This is a genomic window from Paracidovorax wautersii (assembly GCF_900113035.1).
GTDB classification, from domain to species: Bacteria; Pseudomonadota; Gammaproteobacteria; order Burkholderiales; family Burkholderiaceae_C; genus Paracidovorax; species Paracidovorax wautersii.
Window position 1 is genome coordinate 138895 of the sequence record NZ_FONX01000008.1, and the last position, 21767, is coordinate 160661.

Consider the following 21767-nt stretch of genomic DNA (forward strand, 5'->3'; position numbering starts at 1 on the left):
GTGCGGTGCGGCGGGTGCCGGCTTAGTGCCCGCGGGGCGCCTTGGCCACGCCTTCGACGGCGGCCTGGTACTGCGCTTCGAGCTCGTCACGGCCGGCGACGGTCATGTGCAGGTTGTTGATGAGCCCGTCCTTGAGGCCGTAGCACCAGCCGTGCAGGGTCACCTGCTGGCCACGCTCCCAGGCGTCGGCCATCACCGTGGTCTGCGCCACGTTGACCACCTGCTCGATCACGTTCAGCTCGCACAGCGCGTCGTGCTGGTAGGCCGGATCGATCGCATCCAGCAGCTTGCGGTGGCGGTCGCGCACGTCGGAGACGTGGCGGATCCAGTTGTCGGCCAGGCCCACGCGCATGCCGGTCAGGCCGGCCATCACGCCGCCGCAGCCGTAGTGGCCCACGACCATCAGGTGCTCGACGTGCAGCTGGTCCACCGCGTACTGGATGGTGGACAGGCAGTTCAGGTCGGTAGGCACCACCACGTTGGCGATGTTGCGGTGCACGAAGACCTCGCCCGGCTGCAGGCCGGTGATCTGGTTGGCCGGCACGCGGCTGTCGGAGCAGCCGATCCACATGTACTTGGGCTCCTGCTGCGCCAGCAGGTTGGTGAAGAAGCCGGGGCGCTCAGCCTCCATACCGGCCGCCCAGGCACGGTTGTGGACGAAAAGGGCATCGATGGAGGTGGGCACGCGCGGGTCGCTTTCTGCTATCTGCAAAATCAAAAAAAGAAAAAGAAGGTTCAACAAGTCTCGGCGAACAGCTCGCGGCCGATCAGCATGCGGCGGATCTCGCTGGTGCCGGCGCCGATCTCGTAGAGTTTCGCATCCCGCCAGAGGCGGCCCAGCGGATAGTCGTTGATGTAGCCGTTGCCGCCGTGGATCTGCACGCCCTCGCCGGCCATCCAGGTAGCCTTCTCGGCGCACCAGAGGATGACCGAGGCGCAGTCCTTGCGCACCTGGCGCACGTGGCCCTCGCCCAGCAGGTCGAGGTTCTTGGCCACGGTGTAGGCGAAGGCGCGGCCGGCCTGCAGCACCGTGTACATGTCGGCCACCTTGCCCTGGATGAGCTGGAATTCGCCGATGCTCTGGCCGAACTGCTTGCGGTCGTGGATGTAGGGCACCACGTTGTCCATCACCGCCTGCATGATGCCCAGCGGCCCGCCGGTGAGCACGGCGCGCTCGTAGTCCAGCCCGCTCATCAGCACCCGGGCGCCGCCGCCCACCTGGCCCAGCACGTTCCCGGCGGGCACCTCCACGTCCTGGAACACCAGCTCGCCCGTGTGGCTGCCGCGCATGCCCAGCTTGTCGAGCTTCTGCGCGACGGAAAAGCCCTTCATGCCCTTTTCGATCAGGAAGGCGGTGACGCCGCGCGCGCCCATCTCGGGCTCGGTCTTGGCATAGACCACCAGGGTGTCGGCGTCGGGGCCGTTGGTGATCCACATCTTGCTGCCGTTGAGCAGGTAGTAGCCGCCCTTGTCCTCGGCCTTGAGCTTCATGCTGATGACGTCGGAGCCGGCGCCGGGCTCGCTCATGGCGAGCGCGCCCACGTGTTCGCCGCTGATGAGCCCGGGCAGGTACTTGCGTTTCTGCTCCTCGCTGCCGTTGCGGTTGATCTGGTTCACGCACAGGTTGCTGTGCGCGCCGTAGGAGAGGCCCACCGATGCGCTGGCGCGGGAGATTTCCTCCATGGCCACCATGTGCGCCAGGTACCCCATGGCGGCGCCGCCGTAGGCCTCGGGCACGGTGATGCCCAGCACGCCCAGATCGCCCATCTTGCGCCACAGGTCCATGGGGAACTGGTCGCTGCGGTCGATCTCGGCCGCGCGCGGGGCGATCTCGGCCTGGGCGAAATCGCGCACGGCGTCGCGCAGCGCGTCGATGTCTTCGCCGAGCTGGAAGTTCAGGCCGGGCATGGGGGCGTTGCTCATGGTGTGTCTCCTGGTTTCGGTGGTGGGCGCGGGCCGGCGCTGCGGTGCCAGCCCGTGGGCGCGGAGATGCGTTCCGAAGTTTCTTGTGTGTTACGTTAACGTAAACGTCAATTCGAGATTATCAGCCATTTCCGGCTTGTGGAGCGGATCGGATGGCCCGGCGAAGCGGTTCCGGCGGGGCGCTGGGCTGCGGGCCTTGCGGGCTGGGCGGGCCGCCTCGAAGCTCAGTCCTGCTTCTCGCTCTTGCGCAGCAGCGCGCGGGCTTCCTTCTCGTGCTCGCGCACCTCGTCCAGGTTGGCCTGCAGGTCGGCCATCTGCGCCTCCAGCTGCTTGCGGTGCTGGCCCAGCACGTCGAGGAAGCGGCGCAGCTGCACGCCCGTGTCGCGCGGGCTGTCGTAGAGGTCGATGATTTCCTTGGCCTCGGTCAGCGACAGGCCCAGGCGCTTGGCCCGCAGCGTCAGGCGCAGCCGGGTGCGGTCGCGCGGGCTGTAGATGCGGTTGCGCCCGCCCGGGCCCGTGCGCTCGGGCTGCAGCAGGCCCATGTCTTCATAGAAGCGCATGGCGCGGGTGGTCAGGTCGAACTCCTTGGCGAGGTCGCTGATGGTGTAGGTGATGGACATGGAGGGCGGGCCGAATTACGTTGACGTCAACGTCAATGCTAACGCAGCCGCCTCACTCCCGATGAAAGCCGGCCGGCCCGGGGGAAAAGCCCCGCCCCGGCCCCGCATTGTCAAGATAACCCGCATGTCCGGCGGTATAAGAGGAACTTCTACACTACACAAGTAACAAAAACACACGATCCACCATTCCTGGTCAGGACGCGTGCACACGGAGGTGATTGATGAGTTTTCTGCGCAACATGCGGTTGGGCACCCAGCTAGGGCTGAGCTTCGCCGCAATGATCCTGATCAGCCTGCTGGTCGCCCTCTACGGCCGGGTCCACCTGACGGACGTGGCCAGCAACGTCTCCCAGCTGGCAGACGAGCGGCTGGAATCCCTGCTGATACTGCAGAACCTGCGCGATCTGGTGAACGAAAACGCCCGCGTGGTGCGCAACATGGCGATGCAGAGCGACCGCAGCCGCATTCCGGGCCAGAAAAAGCTCATGGACAAGAACCGCAAGCAGGCCACGACCATCCAGGACGACCTGCGCGAGCGCTACCCCACGCCGGACGGCAAGGCCCTGCTGGCGGAGCTGGCCTCCGCCACCACCGGCTACCGCGCGGCCTTCGACAAGGCGGTGGACCTGGCCTCGGCCGACCAGATCGACGCGGCGCGCGAGGCCATCCAGGGCGCGCTGCGCACCGAGCAGGACCGCTACTTCAAGGCGATCGACAAGCTGGTGGCGATGGAGCGCGACCATTCCCGCGCCATCGCCCTGGAAGCCAAGCGTGACTCCCTGGACGCCAGCAACGCCATGCTCATGCTGGCCGCGCTGGCCGCCGCCATCGGCGTGCTGGTGGCCTGGAGCATCACCCGCCGGGTCAAGGGCCAGCTGGGCGGCGAGCCCGCCTATGCCGCCGAGATCGCGCAGCAGGTGGCCCAGGGCCAGCTGGCCATGCGCATCGACCTGCGCCCCGGCGACACCACCAGCGTGATGGCCGCCATGGAAAGCATGCGCCGCAGCCTGAGCGGGGTGGTCAGCCAGGTGCGCCAGAGCAGCGAATCCATCGCCACGGGCGCGCGCCAGATCGCCATGGGCAATGCCGACCTGAGCCAGCGCACCGAAGAGCAGGCGTCCAACCTGCAGCAGACGGCCGCCTCGATGGAAGAGATCGGCTCTACCATCAACCAAAACGCCGAAACGGTGCGCACCGCCACGCAGATGGCCAATGCCGCCAGCCAGACCGCCGCACGTGGCGGCGACGTGGTGAGCAACGTCGTCTCCACCATGCAGGAGATCACGACCAGCTCGCGCCGGATCGGCGACATCATCGGCGTGATCGACGGCATCGCCTTCCAGACCAACATCCTGGCGCTGAACGCCGCCGTCGAAGCGGCCCGCGCGGGCGAGCAGGGCCGTGGCTTCGCGGTGGTGGCGGGCGAAGTGCGCTCGCTGGCCCAGCGCAGCGCCGAGGCCGCCAAGGAGATCAAGCAGCTGATCGGCGCCAGCGTGGACCGCGTCGAAGCCGGCGCGCAGCTGGTGAACGAGGCGGGCACCACGATGGAAGAGCTCGTGCAGCAGGCGCGCCGCGTGGCCGACCTGATCGCCGAGATCGGCGCCGCCGCGCAGGAGCAGGAGCAAGGCATCGCCCAGGTGAGCGGCGCCGTGAACCAGCTCGACCAGGTGACGCAGCAGAACGCCGCGCTGGTGGAGGAATCCGCCGCCGCCGCCGACAGCCTCAACGTCCAGGCCGCCCGGCTGGTGGAGCTGGTGAAGGTGTTCGTCATCGACCATGCGGAAGCGGCCCAGGCGCCGGCCTCCGCACCGGCTCCGGCAGCGCATCGCGCAGCTCCTGCCCCGGCGCCGCGCCGCGAACCCACGCTGGCGAGCTCGCCGGCCCCCGCCGTGGCCGCGCCCGTCCGCGCCACGGCAGCAGCCAAGGCCAAGCCCAGGACCACGCCCGCCGGCAGCCAGCCCACGCTGAGCGCGCCCCCGGCGCCCCGCAAACCCGCAGCGGCCCCCGCCAAGCCGGCCGACGACGAGTGGGAAAGCTTCTGAGAACGGGCTGACGGATCGGATCTGATCGGGGCGGGCGGCGGCGCCCCAGCAGCAGGGTCTCAGGGCCTTTTCCGCCCCAGCCCTTGCGCAGACTGCGCAAGGCGCTCTTCTTTAGATAGCAAACCGCCTGGCTTTCGCCGCGACCGGCATGCGAGCCGAGGCGAGGCGAAGTGGGCCAGGCCGGCCGCTCAGTACGCAGCGGGCGCCGGGCTCCAGGGCAGCTCGTGGATCTCGCCCAGCAGCTGCACCAGGGCCGCGCCCGCGGCCTCCACCACCGCGCGGCCCTTGTCGGCCGTGGCGCCCGCCGCGTTGCCGACGGCGCCGGCCGGGTGGTAGTCCTGCATCGCCCAGCCCATCTTGGCGCTGCGGCCGTTGCCCAGCACGGCATAGCGCTCGGCCCGGTCCTGCGAGCTGGAGCGCCATTGCGCGGCATGCTCCATGCGCACGGTCTGCGGCGCCAGGTGCAGCATCATCGAGGTCTCGATCTCGCCGGCATGGATGCCGAAGCGGTGCTCCTCGGCGCTGAAGAGGCCCTGCACCGCATCGGGCAGCGGCAGGCTGAACCAGCTGGCGCTATAGACCAGCAGGCCGCACTGCTGGCGCAGCTCGCGCGCCACGATGTCCATCACGCTCACCTGGCCGCCATGGCCGTTGAGCAGCAGCAGCTTCTTCACGCCCGCCCGCGCCACGCAGGCGCCCAGCTCGGTCCAGAGCGCGATGACCGTGGCCGGCGAGAGCGTGAGCGTGCCCGGGAAAGCCGTGTGCTCGGTGGAAAAGCCCACGTTCTGCGGCGGCAGGAAGAGCGCCGGCAGATCGGCCGGCAGCTGCGGCAGCGCCGCGTCGATCACGCCCTGCAGCAGCGTGGCATCGACATGCAGCGGCAGGTGCGGGCCGTGCTGCTCCACGGCGGCCACGGGCAGCACGGCCACCGTCCGGGCGGCCAGGCCGGTGGCCCGGGCTTCGGAAAAGTCGCGCGTGGAAAGGTCGGCCCAGAAGCGTGAGGGATGGTGCATGCGGCGATGTTAGCGAGTCAGGCCGCCTTGACCGACGCCCGCGCCGCCAGCCGCCGCTGCCACCACAGATCGCCCCCCAGCACCACCAGCAGCGACAGCCCCACCAGCGGGAACACCACGCCGCCCAGCGCCAGCACCGCCGTGAGCCCGGCCAGCACCTCGGGCCGCGCGGGCAGCGGCGGCACCGCCAGGCCGCTGCCGCTGGGCCGGCGCTTCCACCAGGCGACGGCGCCCGTCACGCACAGCAGCACGATGGCCGCGCAGGCGGCCAGCAGCAGCCACTGGTTGAGCGCGCCGAATTCCTGCCCCAGGTGGACGTTGATGCCCCACTCCAGCGCCTTGCCGGCGGGGCCGTAGTCGGCATAGCCCTGGTCCAGCAGCACGGCGCCGCTGTAGCGGTCGATGTGCACCACGCGCTGGCGCGCCAGGTCGCGCGGATAGGCCGACGCGGTGAACACGCCCCGGGCGCCGCTCGGCGGCGTCACGGTGTAGCCCGGCGCCAGCCCCAGCCGGCCGATCACGGCCATGGCGGCATCGAAAGGCAGCGGTGTGCCCAGCAGCGGCTCGTCGGCCGCGGGCGCTGCGCCGCCGCCGTGGCCTTCGTGGGCGGCATGCGGGTTGCCGGGCACGCGGGCCTGCTGCAGCGTCCAGGGCACATGGGCGGCATCGGCCAGGCGCTCGCCGGACATGGGCAGCTGCACGCGCACGCCGGCCGGGTAGCCGAAATCCTGCCCGTTGGCCCAGGCGTTGACCTGGCTGCCCCAGAGCACCGACCACGGCAGCCCGGTGATCGCGAGGAAGGCCAGCACCAGCCCCACACCCACGCCGGTGATGGCGTGCAGGTCGCGCCAGAAGACGCGCTGCGCCGGCTGCCCGCGCACCGCGAGCACGCCGCCCAGGCCCTGCCCGCGGCGGCGGCCCCGGGGCCACCACAGGTAGATGCCGCTGGCGACGAGCACCAGCGCCCAGCCGGCGGCCATCTCCATGAAGCCGCGCGCGATGGGGCCGAAGTACTTCAGGCTGTGCAGCTGGCGCACGGTCCACATCAGCGTGCCGCGCTCGGGCAGCTCGCCCAGCACGCGGGCCGTGGCCGGGTCCACATAGACCGCCAGGCGCTCGCCCTGCGGCAGGGCCACGCCCACGTTGGCGGAATGGCCCGCATCGGGCGCGGGCGTGTAGCGGAACCACTGCCCGCCCGGATGGGCCGCCAGCGCCGCGCCGACGATGCGCCCGTGCGGCAGCGCGGCCTGCCCGGCCGAGGCCGCGGGCACGCTGAGCAGGTCGCGGTGATACCAGCCGTCGATCTCGTCATGGAACAGATAGGCCGCGCCGGTGATAGCCAGCCAGACGAGGAAGGGCAGCACCAGCAGGCCGGCATAGAAATGCCAGCGCCACACGGCGCGGTAGAGGCTGGGGGCCAGCGGAGGCAAGGTGTCAGTCGTGGAAGGCATGGCGGTATTTCGATTGCAGTGATCCATGGCGCAGCGCGCTGCCCGCAGCCTCTGACACGGGCACGGCCCGGGCCAGCAGCAGCCGAGCAAGGGCCGCCCCGCAGCGAGGGCTGCGTCCCCCTGCCCGCCGGGCGCAGCACGGCGAGAGCGGGGGGAGAGCGCGCAGCGCTTCAGGGGGGTGCCGCGGCCCCACTAGAACTTCCAGCCCATGGTGAGCGCCACGCTGCGGCCGTCGCCCGGAGAGTAGCCGGAGGAGCCGCTGTCGTACCAGGCATAGACATAGCGGCGGTTGGTCGCATTGTTCACCTGCAGGCCCACATCGACGGTGGGCGTGAGCTGCCACTGCGCGCCCAGGTTGAGCAGCGTGAAGCCGCCCGTGCGCGGCAGGGTGTTGGCACGGTCCAGCCAGTAGTCGCCCTGCGCGCTGACCGAGGCCGAGAGGCGCAGCCGCTCCGTGGCGCGGTACTGCGCGCCGGCGGTGACGAGGTAGTGCGGCACGTTCTCGACCTCCTTGCCCGCCGTCTGCGGCGCGCTGGGGTCGGGCGTGACGATGCGGGCCCGCTGGTGCGAATAGGCCAGCCAGCCCGTCAGGCGCGCGCCCAGGTGGGCGTTGAACTGCAGGTCGTAGCCCCGGCGCAATGTGCGCCCCACGTTGCCCAGGCCGCCCGGATCGGGCAGGCCATCGACGCCCAGCACGCGGGCCACCTCGCCGGAGGCGCGCTGCTCCCAATAGGCCACGCGGGCGTCCAGCCACGGCAGGGGCTGGAACTTCACGCCCGTCTCCCAGCCGTCGTTGATCGAGGGCGCGAGGTTGCGCGGCTGGGTGCGGTAGGCGTCGATGCCGGTGCCGATCTGGAAGGTGCGGCCCCAGTTGCCATAGACGCTCACGTCGTCGCGCACGGCATAGGCCACGCTGATCTTGGGCTGGCGGATGGTGCCGTAGTCGTGCACGGGCGAGGTGATGCCGGTCATCGCATCCTCGAAAGATCCGCCCACCCGGTCCACGCGCAGGGCGGGCACGATCTTGAGCGCCGCCACGGGGCGGATCACGGCCTGCACGTAGGCGCCGCGGGTGTTCAGGTCGAAGGCCCAGTCGCGGAACTGCGAGGTGCGCACGCGCTCGGCGGTGCGGTACCGCTGGGCGGCGTTGTCCTGCCACTGCGCATCCAGCCCGCCTTCGAGCGTGAATTCATGCGCCCAGCGCACCTGCGGGCGCCAGGTCAGCGTGGAGATGACGCCGTGGTGGGTCTCGTCGTTGTCGCGCTCCTGCTGCACGCCGGCCTGCGAGAAGCGCACCCAGCGCTGGTTCTCGTAGTGGTTGCGGTAGATGCGCGTGGACCACGAGAGCCGGTCGGCCAGCTCGCCGTCCAGGTAGAGGCCCAGCTGCGTGGTGTCGCGCGTGCTGCGGTCGGACGCGGAAAACGCCGGCGAGCTGCGCGGCGCGGCCTGGGCCTCGGCCCAGGTGAGGTAGCCCGATTCCAGCGCGCGGTTGCGATAGGCCCGGGCCGAGAGGCCGGCGCGCCAGCGGCCGTCGTCGGTCGTATAGAACCACTTGCCCGAGAGCGCGTGCTTGGTGGCGTCGGCATGGTCGCGCCAGCCGTCGCCGTCGCGCCAGGCCAGCGAATAGTTCTGGCTCCAGTTGCCGCTTTCGACGCCCTTGGCCACCTGCACCTCGCGCGTGCCGAAGCTGCCCACGGTGGCCGTGGCGCGCCCGTCGTTGCCGCCGGTGCGCGTGACCACGTTGGCATTGCCCGCGATGTTGTTCAGGCCGTAGCGCGGGTCGTTGGTGCCGCGCACGATCTCGATGGCCTCGATGTCGATGGGGAACACCGCGTCCAGGAACGGCATGCCGCCCGCGTTGTCGTTGGACGGAATGCCGTCGATCAGCAGCTTGACGGCATTGACGCGGCCCTCGCCGTTGAAGCCGCGCATGGAAAAGCGCCCGGCATCCGTGCCCTGGCGGAAGGGCGTGACCTGCACGCCGGGCGCGCGCGAGAACAGCTCCCAGCTGTAGTCCACATGCTGGTCCTGCACGATGCTCGCGCCCAGGATGTCCACCGAGCTGAACACCCCGCGCACGGGCAGCGGGCCGGTGGAGGCGCCCTGCACCTGCACGGTGCCCAGCGAGAGCGCGGCATCGGCAGAAGGGGCCGAGGATGCCGATGCCACCGATGCGGCCGATGGCGCAGCCGCACCGGACGAAAGGGGAAGCGAAGACGGCTGGGCCACGGCAGGCAAGGCGGCCAGCAGCGCCAGAACGGCGCCGGCCAGGGCGTGCAGCCGGGCGCCACCCGGAACGAAAAGGGAAGAAGCGATGCGGTAAGGCATGAATGGAGCCAACAAAAAAGCGCCGGCACCTGCCGGCCGCCCCACGGCCGGCAAGGCGCGCGAGGTCAGCCCCGGCAGGCGGGCAGACAAGCGATCGGGCACGCGCCCGCAGTGCGGCGGTGCCCGGAGGAGGGAGAAGACACGAGGGGAGGGAGAGGGCTCAGCCCTGCGCGCCCGGCGGCCCGCGCGCCGGCAGCGGCGCGCCCACCAGGGCGGCGATGCGTGCCGCCTCGACGGGCAGCAGCACATGGGGCAGCGGCGCGGGCGCGGCCAGCGCCCAGACCAGCAGGGGCGGCGGCGCGCCGCCCGGCAGGCACAGCGCGCAGTCGAGCGTGTGGTGCAGGCCGCCCGGGGCCGCAGCCCCGTCGCTGCCGCCGCTGCTGCCATCGTCGTCCTGCAGGGCGACGAGCGCCACCACGCCGCTGGCGCTGCAGACCAGCACCCAGGGCTTGGGCTGCACCAGCGGGGCGGCGGTGGCCACGCCCAGCGCCAGCAGGAACCACGCCAGCACCCAGCGGGTGATCGCTGGGGCGGTGGTTCGGCGGCGCAGGTGGGCGGGCATGGCGCGGATTATCGGGCCGCGCGCTGGAAGCCCTCGAGCACGTTGACCACATTCACGCCGATGTCCTCGACCGCATAGCCGCCCTCCATCACGAAGACGGTGGGCAGGCCGGCCGTGGCGATCTGCTGGCCGATGCGCAGGTAGTCGGGGCTTTGCAGCAGGAACTTCGAGATCGGGTCGCCCGCGAAGGTGTCCACGCCCAGCGCCACCACCAGCGCCTGGGCGCCCGATTGGGCCACCCGCGCAAGGCCCTGCTGCAGCGCGGCGAACCAGGCGTCGGGCCCGGTGCCGGCCGGCAGCGGCAGGTTGAGGTTCCAGCCCGCGCCGTCGCCCTCGCCCGTCTCGTCGGCATAGCCCAGGTAGAACGGGTATTCGGTCAGCGGGTCGCCGTGCAGCGAGACGGTGAGCACGTCGCCGCGCGCATAGAAGATCTGCTGCGTGCCGTTGCCGTGGTGGTAGTCCACGTCCAGCACCGCCACGCGGGCGAAGCCGGCTTCGCGCAGGGCCTGGGCCGCCAGCGCGGAGTTGTTGAGAAAGCAGTAGCCGCCGTAGAAGTCGGTGCCCGCATGGTGGCCGGGCGGGCGCGTGAGCGCGAAAGCCGCGCGCGGCCCGCCGGGCTGCGCGACGGCGCGTGCCGCGTCGATGGCGCAGGCGGCGCCGGCCTGAGCGGCCTCCCAGGTGCCGGCGGTGATGGGCGAGCCGCTGTCGAACGCGAAGCGCCCGACCTGGGCCGAGAAGTTGGCGGGCCGCACGTCACGCCGCAGGCCGTGGCCGGGCCAGACGGAGGGCAGGATGTCCAGCGCGGCGTTGGCGGCGTCCAGCGCCACCCACTGCGCCCAGGCGTTCTGCAGGAAATCCACGTATTCGGGCGCGTGCACGCTCCTCACCAGCGCCATGTCGGCCGCGCCGGGCGTGGCCAGCGGGCCCTGCGGGCGGCGCTCCAGCGCGGCCATCACGTGGTCGAAGCGGCCGGGGTTTTCATGGCAGTCCACCAGGCGGCCACGGAACATTTCCTGGCGGCCGGCGTGGCGCGATTGCAGGGGGTTGTGCAGGATCAGCATGGCATCGATGCGAAGGGGTTGGTGACGGGGAACGAGCGAAGCAGATAGGGAAGAGGACGCGCCTGCGGGCACCGGCGTTCATGCCGCCTGCGCCCCCAGGCCGCCGGCCTGGGCGGCATCCTGCGCCGCCAGCCCGGCGAAGCAGTCTGCGAGGTGGTCCACCAGGGCGCGCACCCGCGCCGGCACGAAGCGGTTGCTGGGCAGCACGGCGCTGAGCGTGTAGCGCTGGCCCAGCCACCCTGGCAGCAGGGCCACCAGCGCGCCGCTGCGCAGCGAGGCGCGCACGTCCAGCCCGGACTTGTACACGATGCCCTCGCCGCCCAGTGCCCAGGCATGGGCGATGGCGCCGTCGTCCACGCTGCGGTCGCCGTCCACCCGCACCTCCAGCGCATCCGGGCCGTCGCCCGCCGCGCCGGGCGCGCGCTCGAAAAGCCAGCGCGATTCGCGCCGGCCGGCGATGTGCAGCGTGATGCAGCGGTGCGCCGCCAGCTCCGACGGGTGGGCGGGCGCGCCGTGGCGCTGCAGGTAGGCCGGCGCGGCGCAGGCCACGCGGCGGGTGGTGTGCAGCGTGCGCGCCACCAGCTGCGAATCGGCCAGCGCGCCGTAGCGCAGGGCCAGGTCCACGGCGTCGCGGCGCACGTCCTGCACCCGGTCGCTGACCGAGAGGGCGATCTGCACGCCGGGGTGCTGCGCCAGGAAGCCGTCGAACCAGCCCAGCAGCAGGCTGCGCGACAAGTCCGACGGCGCCGCCACGCGGATGGTGCCGCGCAGCGCGCCGGATTCCGACAGCGCCTGGCTGGCGCCCTCCTCCAGCAGCTCCAGCGCGCGGCCGGCGTAGTCCAGCAGCGTCTGGCCCTGGGGCGTGAGGCGCATGGCGCGCGTGGAGCGCTCGAAAAGGCGCGCGCCGACCTGCCCCTCCAGCCGCTTGAGCATGGCGCTGGCGGCGGCGGGGGTGATGTCCAGCGCGCGGGCCGCAGCGGTGAGGGTGCCGCCCCGTGCGGTTTCCACCAGCACGCGCAGGTCCGCGATATTTTCAAATTTCATTTGAAGGAGTAAGCCGGTCCAGCCGCTTTATGCGCCGATTCTGCACAAATACAGTCACACCATCGCCCCGGGCGCCCATTCCGCCCCTCCTTTTCCCATTCGGAGCCCTTCCATGAAAGCCGTCGGCTACCACGCCCCCCACCCCATCGACCATCCCCAGGCCCTGCTGGACCTGGAGCTGCCCGCGCCCACGCCCGGGCCCCACGACCTGCTGGTGCGCGTGCGCGCCGTGTCGGTCAACCCCGTGGACACCAAGGTGCGCAAGAGCGCCGCGCCCGAGGCCGGCGCCGCCAAGGTGCTGGGCTGGGACGCGGTGGGCACGGTGGAGGCCCTGGGCAGCCAGGTGCAGGGCTTCGCCGTGGGCGACCGCGTCTATTACGCCGGCAGCATCGACCGGCCCGGCTCCAATGCCGAGCTGCACGCGGTGGACGCCCGCATCGCCGCCCGGGCGCCCGCCACGCTGAGCGACGCCCAGGCCGCCGCGCTGCCGCTGACCAGCATCACCGCCTACGAACTGCTGTTCGACCGCCTCCGGGTGGCGCGCGGCGCGGCCAGCCAGGGCCAGACGCTGCTGGTGATGGGTGGCGCGGGCGGCGTCGGCTCGGTGCTTATCCAGCTCGCGCGCCAGCTCACCGGGCTGCGCGTGGTCGCCACGGCATCGCGCGCCGAGACCCGCCAGTGGTGCCTGGACCTGGGCGCGCACGACGTGATCGACCACCGCCAGCCCCTGGCCCCGCAGCTGGCCGCGCTGGGCCTGCCGCAGATCGACATGGTGGCCAGCCTCACGCACACGGCCGACTACTTCGCGCAGTACGTGGAATGCCTCAAGCCCCAGGGCCAGATCGCGCTGATCGACGACATGCCCGCGCTGGACGTGGTGCCGCTCAAGCGCAAGAGCCTGTCGCTGCACTGGGAGCTGATGTTCACCCGCCCGCTGTTCGGCACGCCGGACCTGGCCGCCCAGGGCGCGCTGCTGGCCGAGGTGGCGGCCCTGGCCGATGCCGGCCGCCTGCGCAGCACGCTCACGGCCACGCTCGGCCCCATCGACGCCGAACACCTGCGCCGCGCCCATGCCCTGCTGGAAAGCGGCACGGCCATCGGCAAGGTGGTGCTCGAAGGCTTCTGAGCTGCTGCGCGCCACGAGGGGCGGGCCGGCGGACAGGCTCTCAGCCGACAGCCGCGCGCCGCAGGCCCTGGCACCATGCGCGCCATGCCTGCTGCCGCCCCTACCCGCGACCTGACCCGCGGCCCCATCGCCACCACCCTGCTGATCTTCGCCCTGCCCATCCTGGCGGGCAACGTGCTGCAGTCGCTCAACGGCTCGGTCAATGCGGTCTGGGTGGGCCGCTACCTGGGCGAGGCGGCGCTCACCGCCACGGCGAACGCCAACAACATCCTGTTCCTGCTGATCGGCGCGGTGTTCGGCGTGGGCATGGCGGCCACCATCCTGGTGGCGCAGGCCATGGGCGCGCACAACCCGCAGCAGGCGCGCCGCGTGATCGGCACCAGCGCCACCTTCTTCGGCGGCACATCCGTGCTGATCGCGGCGGCCGGCCCGCCGCTCTCGCGCGAGATCCTGGGCTGGATGGGCACGCCCGCCGCCGCGCTGCCGCTGGCCGAGACCTATCTGCGCACACTCTTTCTCGCCATTCCGCTGCTCTACCTGTTCGCCTTCATCTCGGCCGTGCTGCGCGGCGCGGGCGACACGCGCACGCCCTTCGTCTTCCTGCTGCTGGTGGTGGTGCTGGACACGGCGCTGAACCCGCTGCTCATCTTCGGCTGGGGGCCAGTGCCGCCGCTGGGCATCGCGGGCTCGGCCCTGGCCACGCTGGTGGCCAACGCGATCAGCTTCGCGGCGCTGCTGGGCTGGCTGCGCTGGCGCCGGCACCCGCTCTGGATCGGCCGCGCCGACTGGCGCCTGTTCGTGCCCGACGGCGCCATCCTGCGCGCGCTCATCCTCAAGGGCCTGCCCATGGGTGCGCAGATGGTGATGATCTCCACCGCCATGCTCATGCTGATGGGCCTGGTCAACGCCCAGGGCGTGGCCACCGCGTCCGCCTACGGCGCCGCGCTGCAGCTCTGGACCTACGTGCAGATGCCGGCCATGGCGATCGGCGCGGCCTGCTCGTCCATGGCCGCGCAGAACGTGGGCGCCGGGCAATGGAGCCGGGTGGACGGCGTGGCCCGCAGCGGCACGCTCTTCAACTTCGTGCTGACCGGCGCGCTGATCGTGCCGCTGGTGCTGCTGGACCGCACGGTGCTGTCGCTCTTCCTGCCCGCCGGCAGCGCGGCGCTGGAGACGGCACGGCACCTCAACCACATCGCCGTGGGCTCGTTCCTCTTCTTCGGCGTGACCTTCGTGCTCTCGGGCGTGGTGCGTTCCACCGGCGCGGTGGTGCCGCCGCTCATCATCCTGGGCCTGGCGCTCTGGGGCATCCGCCTGCCCATCGCCTACGGCCTGCAGCCCTGGCTGGGCGCGGACGCGATCTGGTGGAGCTTTCCGGCCAGCGCGCTCAGCGCCATGCTGATGTCGATCGCCTACTACCGCTGGGGCCGCTGGCGCCAGGCCCGCATGCTGGCGCCGGACGATGCCCCGCCGGTGGGCACCCCGGCCGAGGTGGCCGCGCTGCCGCCGTCGCCGGTGTGCGCGCATGCGCAGCCTGCGGCACCGGCCGGCCAGGGCCGGGCAGCGCCCATGCCGTCGCCACGGCCGGGCCAGCACCGCGCGGCCTGACGCCCCCGGCCCGGGGCGGGCCGGCGTGGGGCCCGAAAGAGCGCACGAGCATGCATCCGGTGCATCCGGCGCGTCCGGCCCCTCTCCTTCCCTGACAACGCCATCGCAGTCCGCCGCAGCGGCTGCGGCGCGCAGCCCTGCCTGCGGCCCTGGGCGGCAAGCCCCGGCGAGCCCGCCGCCTCACTGCTCCAGCAATGGAATACCGATCCATGCGGTATGCAAATCGACCCAGAATCGGCAAAAAAGTATCAGTTCGGACTTCGAAACGCAGTAGCCAGGCGCCTGATGCGCTTCCTATCATGACCCCAGCACAAACCAGGTCGGCACACCGACGCACGGAGACAACCCGCCCGCAGGCCCCAGGCCTCGCAGGCGATCGAAGAATTGCACCGCCGAAGATGCAACCAGACCTCGAACTCGTACAGATAGGGCGCACGCAGTCCTTCAAGGCGTGGGAGCACGGCTATCCGTTCCGCACGGTGCGCTGGCATTTCCACCCCGAATACGAGCTGCATCACGTGGTGGCCACGGCGGGCCGCTGCTTCGTGGGCGACTTCGTCGGGGAGTTCACGCCCGGGCACCTGGTGCTGACCGGGCCCAACCTGCCCCACAACTGGGTCAGCGACATCCCCGACGAAACCTCGGTGCCCCTGCGCAGCCGCGTGCTGCAGTTCGACGAGCGCTTCATCTCCGACGCCGCGCAGCTGTTTCCCGAGCTGTCGTCCTTCCAGCCGATGCTGGAGCTGAGCCGGCGCGGCGTGCTGTTCCCGGCCGCGACGGCGGCGGAGGTGGGGCCGCTGATCGCCGAACTGGTGGGCGCCACCCACATCCGCCGGATCGAGCTCTTCATCTCCATCGTCGGCGCGCTGAGCCGCGCGCGCAGCCCGCAGGTGATGAGCAGCGACTCCTACCACCCCGACCCGTCCGGCTTCATGGCGACGGGCATCAACGAGGCGCTCGACTACATCCGCCATCACCTGACCGAGCCCTTCGACGAAAAGCAGCTGTCCGCCATCTCCCAGCTCAGCCCCAGCGCGTTCTCGCGCAGCTTCCGGCGCCACACCGGCATGGCCCTGAGCCGCTACGTGAACCGGCTGCGCATCAACCTGGCGGCGCAGCTGCTGATGAGCGGGGAGCACGCCTCCGTGACCGACATCTGCTTCGCCTCGGGCTTTCGGAACATCTCGAACTTCAACCGCCAGTTCCTGCGGCAAAAGGGCGTTCCGCCCTCGCGCTTCAGGGACTTTCTGATGGAGAACTCCGGCACGGCACACGCCGACTGACCGCGCAGAACCGCAGCACCGCCCCCGCAGACAGGCCCACACCTCAGGGCCGATCCGATTTCAACCACAGGAGACAACGCCATGACCGCCCATTCCCACAAAACGCTCGCCGCAGCCGGCCTGCTGGCCGCCGGACTCGCCGCTGCAGCCCTGCCCGCCGCGGCAGCGGCGCCCGCCGGAACCGTCGCCTTCCTGATGCCGGACCAGGCATCGACCCGCTACGAGCAGCACGACTTCCCAGGCTTCAAGGCCGAGATGTCCAAGCTCTGCGCGGCCTGCAAGGTGCTCTACCAGAACGCCAACGGCGACGTGGCCCAGCAGCAGCAGCAATTCAATTCGGTGATGGCACAGGGCGCCAAGGTCATCGTGCTCGACCCGGTGGATTCCACCTCCGCCGCCTCGCTGGTCAAGCTGGCCCAGAGCAAGGGCGTCAAGGTGATCGCGTATGACCGCCCGGTGCCCTCCACCCCGGCCGACTACTACGTGTCGTTCGACAACGAGGGCATCGGCAAGGCCATCGCCCAGTCGCTGGTGCAGCACCTGAAGGAGAACAAGGTGCCGACCGACGCGGGCGGCCTGCTGCAGGTCAACGGCTCGCCCACCGACGCCGCCGCGGGCCTGATCAAGAACGGCATCCACGCCGGCCTGAAGGACAGCGGCTACAAGACGCTGGCCGAGTTCGACACGCCCGAGTGGGCGCCGCCCAAGGCGCAGCAGTGGGTCAGCGGGCAGGTCACGCGCTTCCGCTCGCAGATCGTCGGCGTGGTGGCCGCCAACGACGGCACGGCCGGCGGCGCCATCGCGGCGTTCAAGGCCGCGGGCGTCAACCCCGTCCCGCCGGTGTCGGGCAACGACGCCACGCTCGCCGCGCTGCAGCTGATCATCTCGGGCGACCAGTACAACACCATCTCCAAGCCCAGCGAGATCGTGGCCGCCGCCGCCGCCCGCGTCGCCGTGGACTTCCTCTCGGACACCACGCCGGCCGCCCCGGTCAAGCTCTACAACACGCCTTCGCAGCTCTTCACGCCGGCCGTGGTCACCGCGAAGAACCTCAAGGCCGAGATCATCGACAAGAAGATCGCCACCGCCAAGGAACTCTGCACGGGCCGCTACGTGGACGGCTGCAAGAAGCTCGGCATCGCTCCCTGATCGACGGATAGATGGACAGCGTGATGAAGAGCCCCTCTACCCCACGGCGCGCCCTCGGCGAGCCGGTGCTGAGCCTGCGCAAGATCTGCAAGCGCTTCGGCGCGGTGTCCGCGCTGACGGACATCGACCTCGACGTGCATGCGGGCGAAGTGGTCGCCCTCGTGGGCGACAACGGCGCCGGCAAGTCCACCCTGGTCAAGGTGCTGGCGGGCGTGCATCAGCCCACCTCCGGCAGCATCCATTTCGCGGGCCAGCCGGTCACGCTCGACAGCCCCGCCAAGGCGCTGGACCTGGGCATCGCCACGGTGTTCCAGGATCTGGCCCTGTGCGAGAACCTCGACGTGGTCGCCAACATCTACCTCGGGCGCGAGAAGAGCCCGTGGAGCCTCGACGAGGTCTCGATGGAGGTCAAGGCCTGGACGCTGCTCAACGAGCTGTCGGCCCGCATCCCCGACGTCCGCGACGTGGTGGCCTCGCTCTCGGGCGGCCAGCGCCAGACGGTGGCCATCGCGCGCTCGCTGCTGCTCGACCCGCGCCTGATCATGCTCGACGAGCCCACGGCCGCCCTCGGCGTCGCGCAGACCGCCGAGGTGCTGAACCTCATCGAGCGGGTGCGCGACCGGGGCCACGCGGTGATCATGATCAGCCACAACATGGAAGACGTGCGCGCCGTGGCCGACCGCATCGTGGTGCTGCGCCTGGGCCGCAACAACGGGGTGTTCTACCCCGACTCCTCCAACCAGGAACTCGTTGCCGCCATCACGGGCGCCACCGAAAACGCCGTTTCGCGCCGCGCGAGCCGCGGCCAGGACAACACCGTGGCGCAGAGCCAGGAGACAGCATGAGCCCCCAATCCCCATCCACCGCGCCGGCAGCGGTGCCGGCGCCCACGCTGCTCGACCGCAGCGACGTGCGCGTGCAGCATGCGGACGGCCTCGGCGCCTCGGTATCGGCCTTCTTCCAGCGCGTGCGCTCGGGCGACCTCGGCTCGCTGCCGGTCATCGTCGGGCTGCTCATCATCTGGACGGTGTTCGCCCTGCTGAACCCGGTGTTCCTGTCGGCCGACAACCTGGTCAACCTGCTGTTCGACTGCTCCACCACCGGCGTCATCGCGCTCGGCATCGTCTGCGTGCTGATGGTCGGGCAGATCGACCTGTCGGTGGGCTCGATCAGCGGTTTCTCGTCCGCGCTGGTCGGCACGCTCTGGGTGACCCAGGGCTGGCCGCTGCCGGCGGCCGTGGCCGCGGCGCTGGCCGCGGGCGGGCTGATCGGCGCGCTCTACGCGCTGCTGTTCAACCGCTTCGGCATGCCGAGCTTCGTGGCGACCCTGGCCGGCCTGCTGGCCATCCTCGGCCTCCAGCTCTACCTGCTGGGCACCAGCGGCTCGATCAACCTGCCGTACGGCTCGGAGATGGTCGATTTCGGGCAGCTGCTGGTGATCCCGCCGGCGCTCTCCCACGTGCTGGCGCTGCTGCCCGGCACCGCGATGCTGGTGCTGGGCCTGCGCACGCGCGCCCGCCGGCAGGCGGTGCGGCTGTCGGCGCCCTCCGTGGCCGGGCTGGTGGCGCGTGCTGCCATCGCCACCGTGCTGCTGCAGGCGGCTGTGGCCTATCTGCACCAGGCACGGGGCGTGCCATGGATGTTCGGCCTGTTCCTGGCTCTGGCGGTCGCCATGGACTACGCGCTGCGCCGCACCTGGTGGGGCCGGGCGATGCAGGCCGTCGGCGGCAACCGCGAAGCGGCGCGCCGCGCGGGCATCAACGTGCGGGCCATCTTCGCCAGCGCCTTCGTGCTGTGCGCCAGCCTGGCGGCGCTCGGCGGCATCCTCAGCGCGGCGCGGCTGGCTTCGGCCAGCCAGCAGGCCGGCACGGGCGACGTCAACCTGAACGCCATCGCCGCAGCGGTGATCGGCGGCACCAGCCTCTTCGGCGGCCGGGGCAGCGCCTATTCGGCGGTGCTCGGCATCATCGTGATCCAGTCGATCGCGAGTGGGCTGACGCTGCTCAACCTGTCCTCGTCCCTGCGTTTCATGATCACCGGCGCCGTGCTGGCGATCGCAGTGATCGTCGATTCCCTGGCACGCCAGTCGCGCGTGTCCCATGGCCGCGCCTGATGCGCCGCCTCCCCCCTTCTGGAGACTGAATTGATGACGACGGAATCACTCAAGGGCCGCGTGGCGGCCGTCACCGGCGCGGCGTCGGGCATCGGCCTGGCCTGCGCGAGCGCGATGCTCGCAGCGGGCGCCACGGTCGTGCTGATCGACCGGGACGCGACCAAACTGCAGCAGATCTGCGCCGAGCTGGGCCCGCGCGCCCTGGCCCTGCAGCTGGACCTGCTGAAGCCGCAGGAGAACTCGGCGATGCTGGAAAAGATCCTGGCGCTGGCCGGGGGCCTGGACATCTTCCACGCCAACGCCGGCGCCTACGTGGGCGGCGACGTGACCGAAGGCGACCCCGACGCCTGGGATCGCATGCTGAACCTCAACATCAATGCGGCCTTCCGCTCGGTCCACGCCGTGCTGCCGCACCTGGTGGCGCAGAAGTCCGGCGACATCCTCTTCACGAGCTCCATCGCGGGCATCGTGCCGGTGGTGTGGGAGCCGATCTACACGGCATCCAAATTCGCCGTCCAGGCCTTCGTCCACACCACCCGCCGGCAGCTCGCCAAGCACGGCGTGCGCGTGGGTTCCGTGGCGCCCGGCCCGGTCGTGACCGCGCTGCTGGACGACTGGCCCAAGGCCAAGATGGACGAGGCCCTGGCCTCGGGCAGCCTGATGCAGGCGCAGGAAGTGGCCGACTGCGTGATGTTCATGCTGACCCGCCCGCGCAACGTGACGGTGCGCGACATCGTCATCCTGCCGAACAACGTGGATCTGTGATGGCCGCCGACACCCTCGCCAGGCCGCAGGCCTATGTCATCGGCGTGGACGTGGGCACGGGCAGCGCCCGCGCCGGCGTGTTCGACCTGGCCGGCCACATGCTGGCCACGGCCAAGCGCGACATCCAGCTCTTCCACGCGCCCGGCTCCATCGTCGAGCAGTCGAGCGACGAGATCTGGGCCGCGGTCTGCGCCTCGGTGCGCGACGCGATGCAGCAGGCCGGCATCGCGCCCGGCCAGGTGCGCGGCATAGGCTTCGATGCGACCTGCTCGCTGGTGGTGCTGGGCGAAGGCGGCCGGCCGCTGCCGGTGGGCCCCTCGGAAGACCCCGGGCGCAACATCATCGTGTGGATGGACCACCGCGCCGTGGAGCAGGCCGAGCGCATCAACGCCACCGGGCACGAGGTGCTGAAGTACGTGGGCGGCCGCATCTCGCCCGAGATGGAGACGCCCAAGCTGCTGTGGCTGCGCGAGCACCGTCCGCAGGTGTTCGACGCGGCCTGGCAGTTCATGGACCTGACCGACTTCCTCACCTGGCGTGCGAGCGGCGACCTGGCCCGCTCCACCTGCACGGTCACCTGCAAGTGGACCTACCTGGCGCACGAGCAGCGCTGGGACGCGGACTACTTCCGCACCGTCGGGCTGGGCGTGCTGGCCGACGAGGATTTCGCGCGCATCGGCCGCAGCGTCGTGGCGCCCGGCACCGCGCTGGGCCAGGGGCTCACGCCTGCGGCGGCGGCCGAACTCGGCCTGCTGGCCGGCACGGCGGTGGCCACCGGCGTCATCGACGCGCATGCCGGCGGCATCGGCACCGTGGGCGCGGACGGAGACCCCTTCGCGGCGCTGGCCTATGTCTTCGGCACCTCGTCCTGCACCATGACCAGCACGCGCGAGCCGGTGTTCGTGCCCGGCGTCTGGGGGCCGTATTTCTCGGCGATGGTGCCGCAGACCTGGCTCAACGAGGGCGGCCAGTCGGCGGCGGGCGCCGCCATCGACCAGCTGCTCTCCATGCACCCGCTGGCCGCCGAAATGCAGGCCCAGGCGCAGGACGAGGCCCTGCCCGCGCGGCTGGCGCAGCTGGTCGCGCAGCGCACAGCCGACCTGTCGGACGCCGTGCTCCTGGCCGAAGGGCTGCACGTGGTGCCGGAATTCCTCGGCAATCGCGCGCCGCATGCCGACCCGCATGCCCGTGCGGCCATCCTGGGCCTGGGCATGGAGCGCGACATCGACAGCCTGCTGGCGATGTACGTCGCGGGCATCTGCGGCATCGCCTACGGGCTGCGGCAGATCATCGAGGTGCAGGCCCGGGCCGGCGCGCCCATCGACCGCATCATGATCAGCGGCGGCGCGGGCCGCCTGGCCCTGGTGCGGCAGCTGCTGGCGGACGGCACCGGCAAGCCGGTCGTGGCGACCGAGGCGGCCGAGCCGGTGCTGCTGGGCGCCGCGATGCTGGGCGGCGTGGCGGCGGGCGCCTTCGGCGACGTGGCGAGCACCATGGCGGGCATGTCCCGCTCCGGCGAGGTCTTCGAGCCCCGCTCCGGCGCGATCGCAGAGGTGCATGCCGCGCGCTTCAGCGCCTTCGGGCAGCTGCAGGAGCTGGCCGCGCGGCTGCGCGGGGCGGCGCACCGGCCTTCCTGAAGACGCTCGGCGATCTCCCCGGGGGATCGTCAGCGGTCTCCT

The 21767-nt window shown here is 71.3% G+C and carries 18 protein-coding genes; 9 read left to right on the forward strand and 9 right to left on the reverse strand.

Annotated elements, in window-relative coordinates; translation table 11 throughout:
* Window positions 1–22: 22 nt before the first annotated feature.
* The 3 genes from can to BM070_RS13605 form a co-directional block, all read right to left on the reverse strand.
* On the reverse strand, window positions 23–685 hold the full coding sequence (gene can / locus BM070_RS13595; RefSeq protein ID WP_092940010.1) for a carbonate dehydratase: 663 nt from the start codon (window positions 683–685) through the stop codon (window positions 23–25).
* Between the two features lie 50 nt (window positions 686–735).
* Window positions 736–1923, reverse strand: coding sequence for an isovaleryl-CoA dehydrogenase (locus BM070_RS13600; RefSeq protein ID WP_092939945.1), 1188 nt, complete (start codon window positions 1921–1923; stop codon window positions 736–738).
* Window positions 1924–2147: 224 nt separating this feature from the next.
* Entirely contained in the window at window positions 2148–2543 is a 396-nt protein-coding gene (locus BM070_RS13605) for a MerR family transcriptional regulator (protein ID WP_092939946.1), read from the reverse strand.
* Between the two features lie 221 nt (window positions 2544–2764).
* On the opposite strand from BM070_RS13605, the gene BM070_RS13610 reads away from it, so the two are divergent.
* Window positions 2765–4585, forward strand: coding sequence for a methyl-accepting chemotaxis protein (locus tag BM070_RS13610; RefSeq protein WP_175518492.1), 1821 nt, complete (start codon window positions 2765–2767; stop codon window positions 4583–4585).
* 188 nt (window positions 4586–4773) lie between these two features.
* On the opposite strand, the gene BM070_RS13615 is transcribed toward BM070_RS13610, so the two are convergent.
* The 6 genes from BM070_RS13615 to BM070_RS13645 all read right to left on the reverse strand — a co-directional run bounded on the left by BM070_RS13615 (window position 4774) and on the right by BM070_RS13645 (window position 12044).
* Window positions 4774–5598 (reverse strand): creatininase family protein, encoded by an 825-nt coding sequence (locus BM070_RS13615; protein WP_092939947.1) that lies wholly within the window; start codon window positions 5596–5598, stop codon window positions 4774–4776.
* Window positions 5599–5615: 17 nt separating this feature from the next.
* Entirely contained in the window at window positions 5616–7049 is a 1434-nt protein-coding gene (locus tag BM070_RS13620) for a PepSY-associated TM helix domain-containing protein (protein ID WP_092939948.1), read from the reverse strand.
* Between the two features lie 192 nt (window positions 7050–7241).
* Complete coding sequence (locus BM070_RS13630) at window positions 7242–9377, reverse strand: TonB-dependent receptor (protein WP_092939950.1); 2136 nt, start codon at window positions 9375–9377, stop codon at window positions 7242–7244.
* A gap of 160 nt (window positions 9378–9537) precedes the next feature.
* Window positions 9538–9939, reverse strand: a complete 402-nt coding sequence (locus tag BM070_RS13635) for a DUF2946 family protein (protein WP_175518493.1) — start codon at window positions 9937–9939, stop codon at window positions 9538–9540.
* An 8-nt stretch (window positions 9940–9947) separates the two neighbouring features.
* The gene (locus BM070_RS13640; RefSeq protein WP_092939951.1) at window positions 9948–11000 is read right to left on the reverse strand and encodes a histone deacetylase family protein; all 1053 of its coding nucleotides are present in this window, start codon (window positions 10998–11000) and stop codon (window positions 9948–9950) included.
* Between the two features lie 78 nt (window positions 11001–11078).
* The gene (locus BM070_RS13645) at window positions 11079–12044 is read right to left on the reverse strand and encodes a LysR family transcriptional regulator (RefSeq protein WP_092939952.1); all 966 of its coding nucleotides are present in this window, start codon (window positions 12042–12044) and stop codon (window positions 11079–11081) included.
* Window positions 12045–12156: 112 nt separating this feature from the next.
* Between BM070_RS13645 and BM070_RS13650 the strand changes: the two genes are divergently transcribed.
* The 8 genes from BM070_RS13650 to BM070_RS13685 all read left to right on the forward strand — a co-directional run bounded on the left by BM070_RS13650 (window position 12157) and on the right by BM070_RS13685 (window position 21725).
* Window positions 12157–13170, forward strand: coding sequence for a zinc-binding alcohol dehydrogenase family protein (locus BM070_RS13650; protein ID WP_092939953.1), 1014 nt, complete (start codon window positions 12157–12159; stop codon window positions 13168–13170).
* A gap of 84 nt (window positions 13171–13254) precedes the next feature.
* On the forward strand, window positions 13255–14778 hold the full coding sequence (locus BM070_RS13655; protein ID WP_245785220.1) for an MATE family efflux transporter: 1524 nt from the start codon (window positions 13255–13257) through the stop codon (window positions 14776–14778).
* A gap of 398 nt (window positions 14779–15176) precedes the next feature.
* Window positions 15177–16061 carry a helix-turn-helix domain-containing protein gene (locus tag BM070_RS13660; protein WP_092939954.1) on the forward strand — a complete coding sequence of 295 codons (885 nt, stop codon included), beginning with the start codon at window positions 15177–15179 and terminating at the stop codon, window positions 16059–16061.
* Window positions 16062–16142: 81 nt separating this feature from the next.
* A complete protein-coding gene (locus BM070_RS13665; protein ID WP_092939955.1) occupies window positions 16143–17210 on the forward strand; it encodes an ABC transporter substrate-binding protein in 1068 nt (355 codons plus the stop codon).
* A gap of 23 nt (window positions 17211–17233) precedes the next feature.
* Window positions 17234–18055 (forward strand): ATP-binding cassette domain-containing protein, encoded by an 822-nt coding sequence (locus tag BM070_RS13670; protein ID WP_092940013.1) that lies wholly within the window; start codon window positions 17234–17236, stop codon window positions 18053–18055.
* A complete protein-coding gene (locus BM070_RS13675) occupies window positions 18052–19323 on the forward strand; it encodes a sugar ABC transporter permease (protein ID WP_092939956.1) in 1272 nt (423 codons plus the stop codon). The genes BM070_RS13670 and BM070_RS13675 overlap by 4 nt, the downstream gene beginning before the upstream one ends.
* A gap of 33 nt (window positions 19324–19356) precedes the next feature.
* A complete protein-coding gene (locus tag BM070_RS13680) occupies window positions 19357–20088 on the forward strand; it encodes an SDR family oxidoreductase (protein WP_092939957.1) in 732 nt (243 codons plus the stop codon).
* Window positions 20088–21725: an FGGY-family carbohydrate kinase gene (locus tag BM070_RS13685; protein ID WP_092939958.1), complete on the forward strand. Its 1638-nt coding sequence runs from the start codon at window positions 20088–20090 to the stop codon at window positions 21723–21725. Before BM070_RS13680 ends, BM070_RS13685 begins: the two co-directional genes overlap by 1 nt.
* Window positions 21726–21767 lie beyond the last annotated feature (42 nt).

Excerpts from the sequence above, each read along its gene's own strand:
- BM070_RS13670 (WP_092940013.1), top strand. The coding sequence starts at position 17,234 with ATGAAGAGCCCCTCTACCCCACGGCGCGCCCTCGGCGAGCCGGTGCTG.
- BM070_RS13620 (WP_092939948.1), bottom strand. The coding sequence starts at position 7,049 with ATGCCTTCCACGACTGACACCTTGCCTCCGCTGGCCCCCAGCCTCTAC.
- BM070_RS13615 (WP_092939947.1), bottom strand. The coding sequence starts at position 5,598 with ATGCACCATCCCTCACGCTTCTGGGCCGACCTTTCCACGCGCGACTTT.
- BM070_RS13630 (WP_092939950.1), bottom strand. The coding sequence starts at position 9,377 with ATGCCTTACCGCATCGCTTCTTCCCTTTTCGTTCCGGGTGGCGCCCGG.
- BM070_RS13675 (WP_092939956.1), top strand. The coding sequence starts at position 18,052 with ATGAGCCCCCAATCCCCATCCACCGCGCCGGCAGCGGTGCCGGCGCCC.
- BM070_RS13685 (WP_092939958.1), top strand. The coding sequence starts at position 20,088 with ATGGCCGCCGACACCCTCGCCAGGCCGCAGGCCTATGTCATCGGCGTG.
- BM070_RS13605 (WP_092939946.1), bottom strand. The coding sequence starts at position 2,543 with ATGTCCATCACCTACACCATCAGCGACCTCGCCAAGGAGTTCGACCTG.
- BM070_RS13655 (WP_245785220.1), top strand. The coding sequence starts at position 13,255 with ATGCCTGCTGCCGCCCCTACCCGCGACCTGACCCGCGGCCCCATCGCC.
- BM070_RS13665 (WP_092939955.1), top strand. The coding sequence starts at position 16,143 with ATGACCGCCCATTCCCACAAAACGCTCGCCGCAGCCGGCCTGCTGGCC.
- BM070_RS13640 (WP_092939951.1), bottom strand. The coding sequence starts at position 11,000 with ATGCTGATCCTGCACAACCCCCTGCAATCGCGCCACGCCGGCCGCCAG.
- BM070_RS13650 (WP_092939953.1), top strand. The coding sequence starts at position 12,157 with ATGAAAGCCGTCGGCTACCACGCCCCCCACCCCATCGACCATCCCCAG.
- BM070_RS13660 (WP_092939954.1), top strand. The coding sequence starts at position 15,177 with ATGCAACCAGACCTCGAACTCGTACAGATAGGGCGCACGCAGTCCTTC.
- BM070_RS13635 (WP_175518493.1), bottom strand. The coding sequence starts at position 9,939 with ATGCCCGCCCACCTGCGCCGCCGAACCACCGCCCCAGCGATCACCCGC.
- BM070_RS13680 (WP_092939957.1), top strand. The coding sequence starts at position 19,357 with ATGACGACGGAATCACTCAAGGGCCGCGTGGCGGCCGTCACCGGCGCG.
- BM070_RS13645 (WP_092939952.1), bottom strand. The coding sequence starts at position 12,044 with ATGAAATTTGAAAATATCGCGGACCTGCGCGTGCTGGTGGAAACCGCA.
- BM070_RS13600 (WP_092939945.1), bottom strand. The coding sequence starts at position 1,923 with ATGAGCAACGCCCCCATGCCCGGCCTGAACTTCCAGCTCGGCGAAGAC.
- BM070_RS13610 (WP_175518492.1), top strand. The coding sequence starts at position 2,765 with ATGAGTTTTCTGCGCAACATGCGGTTGGGCACCCAGCTAGGGCTGAGC.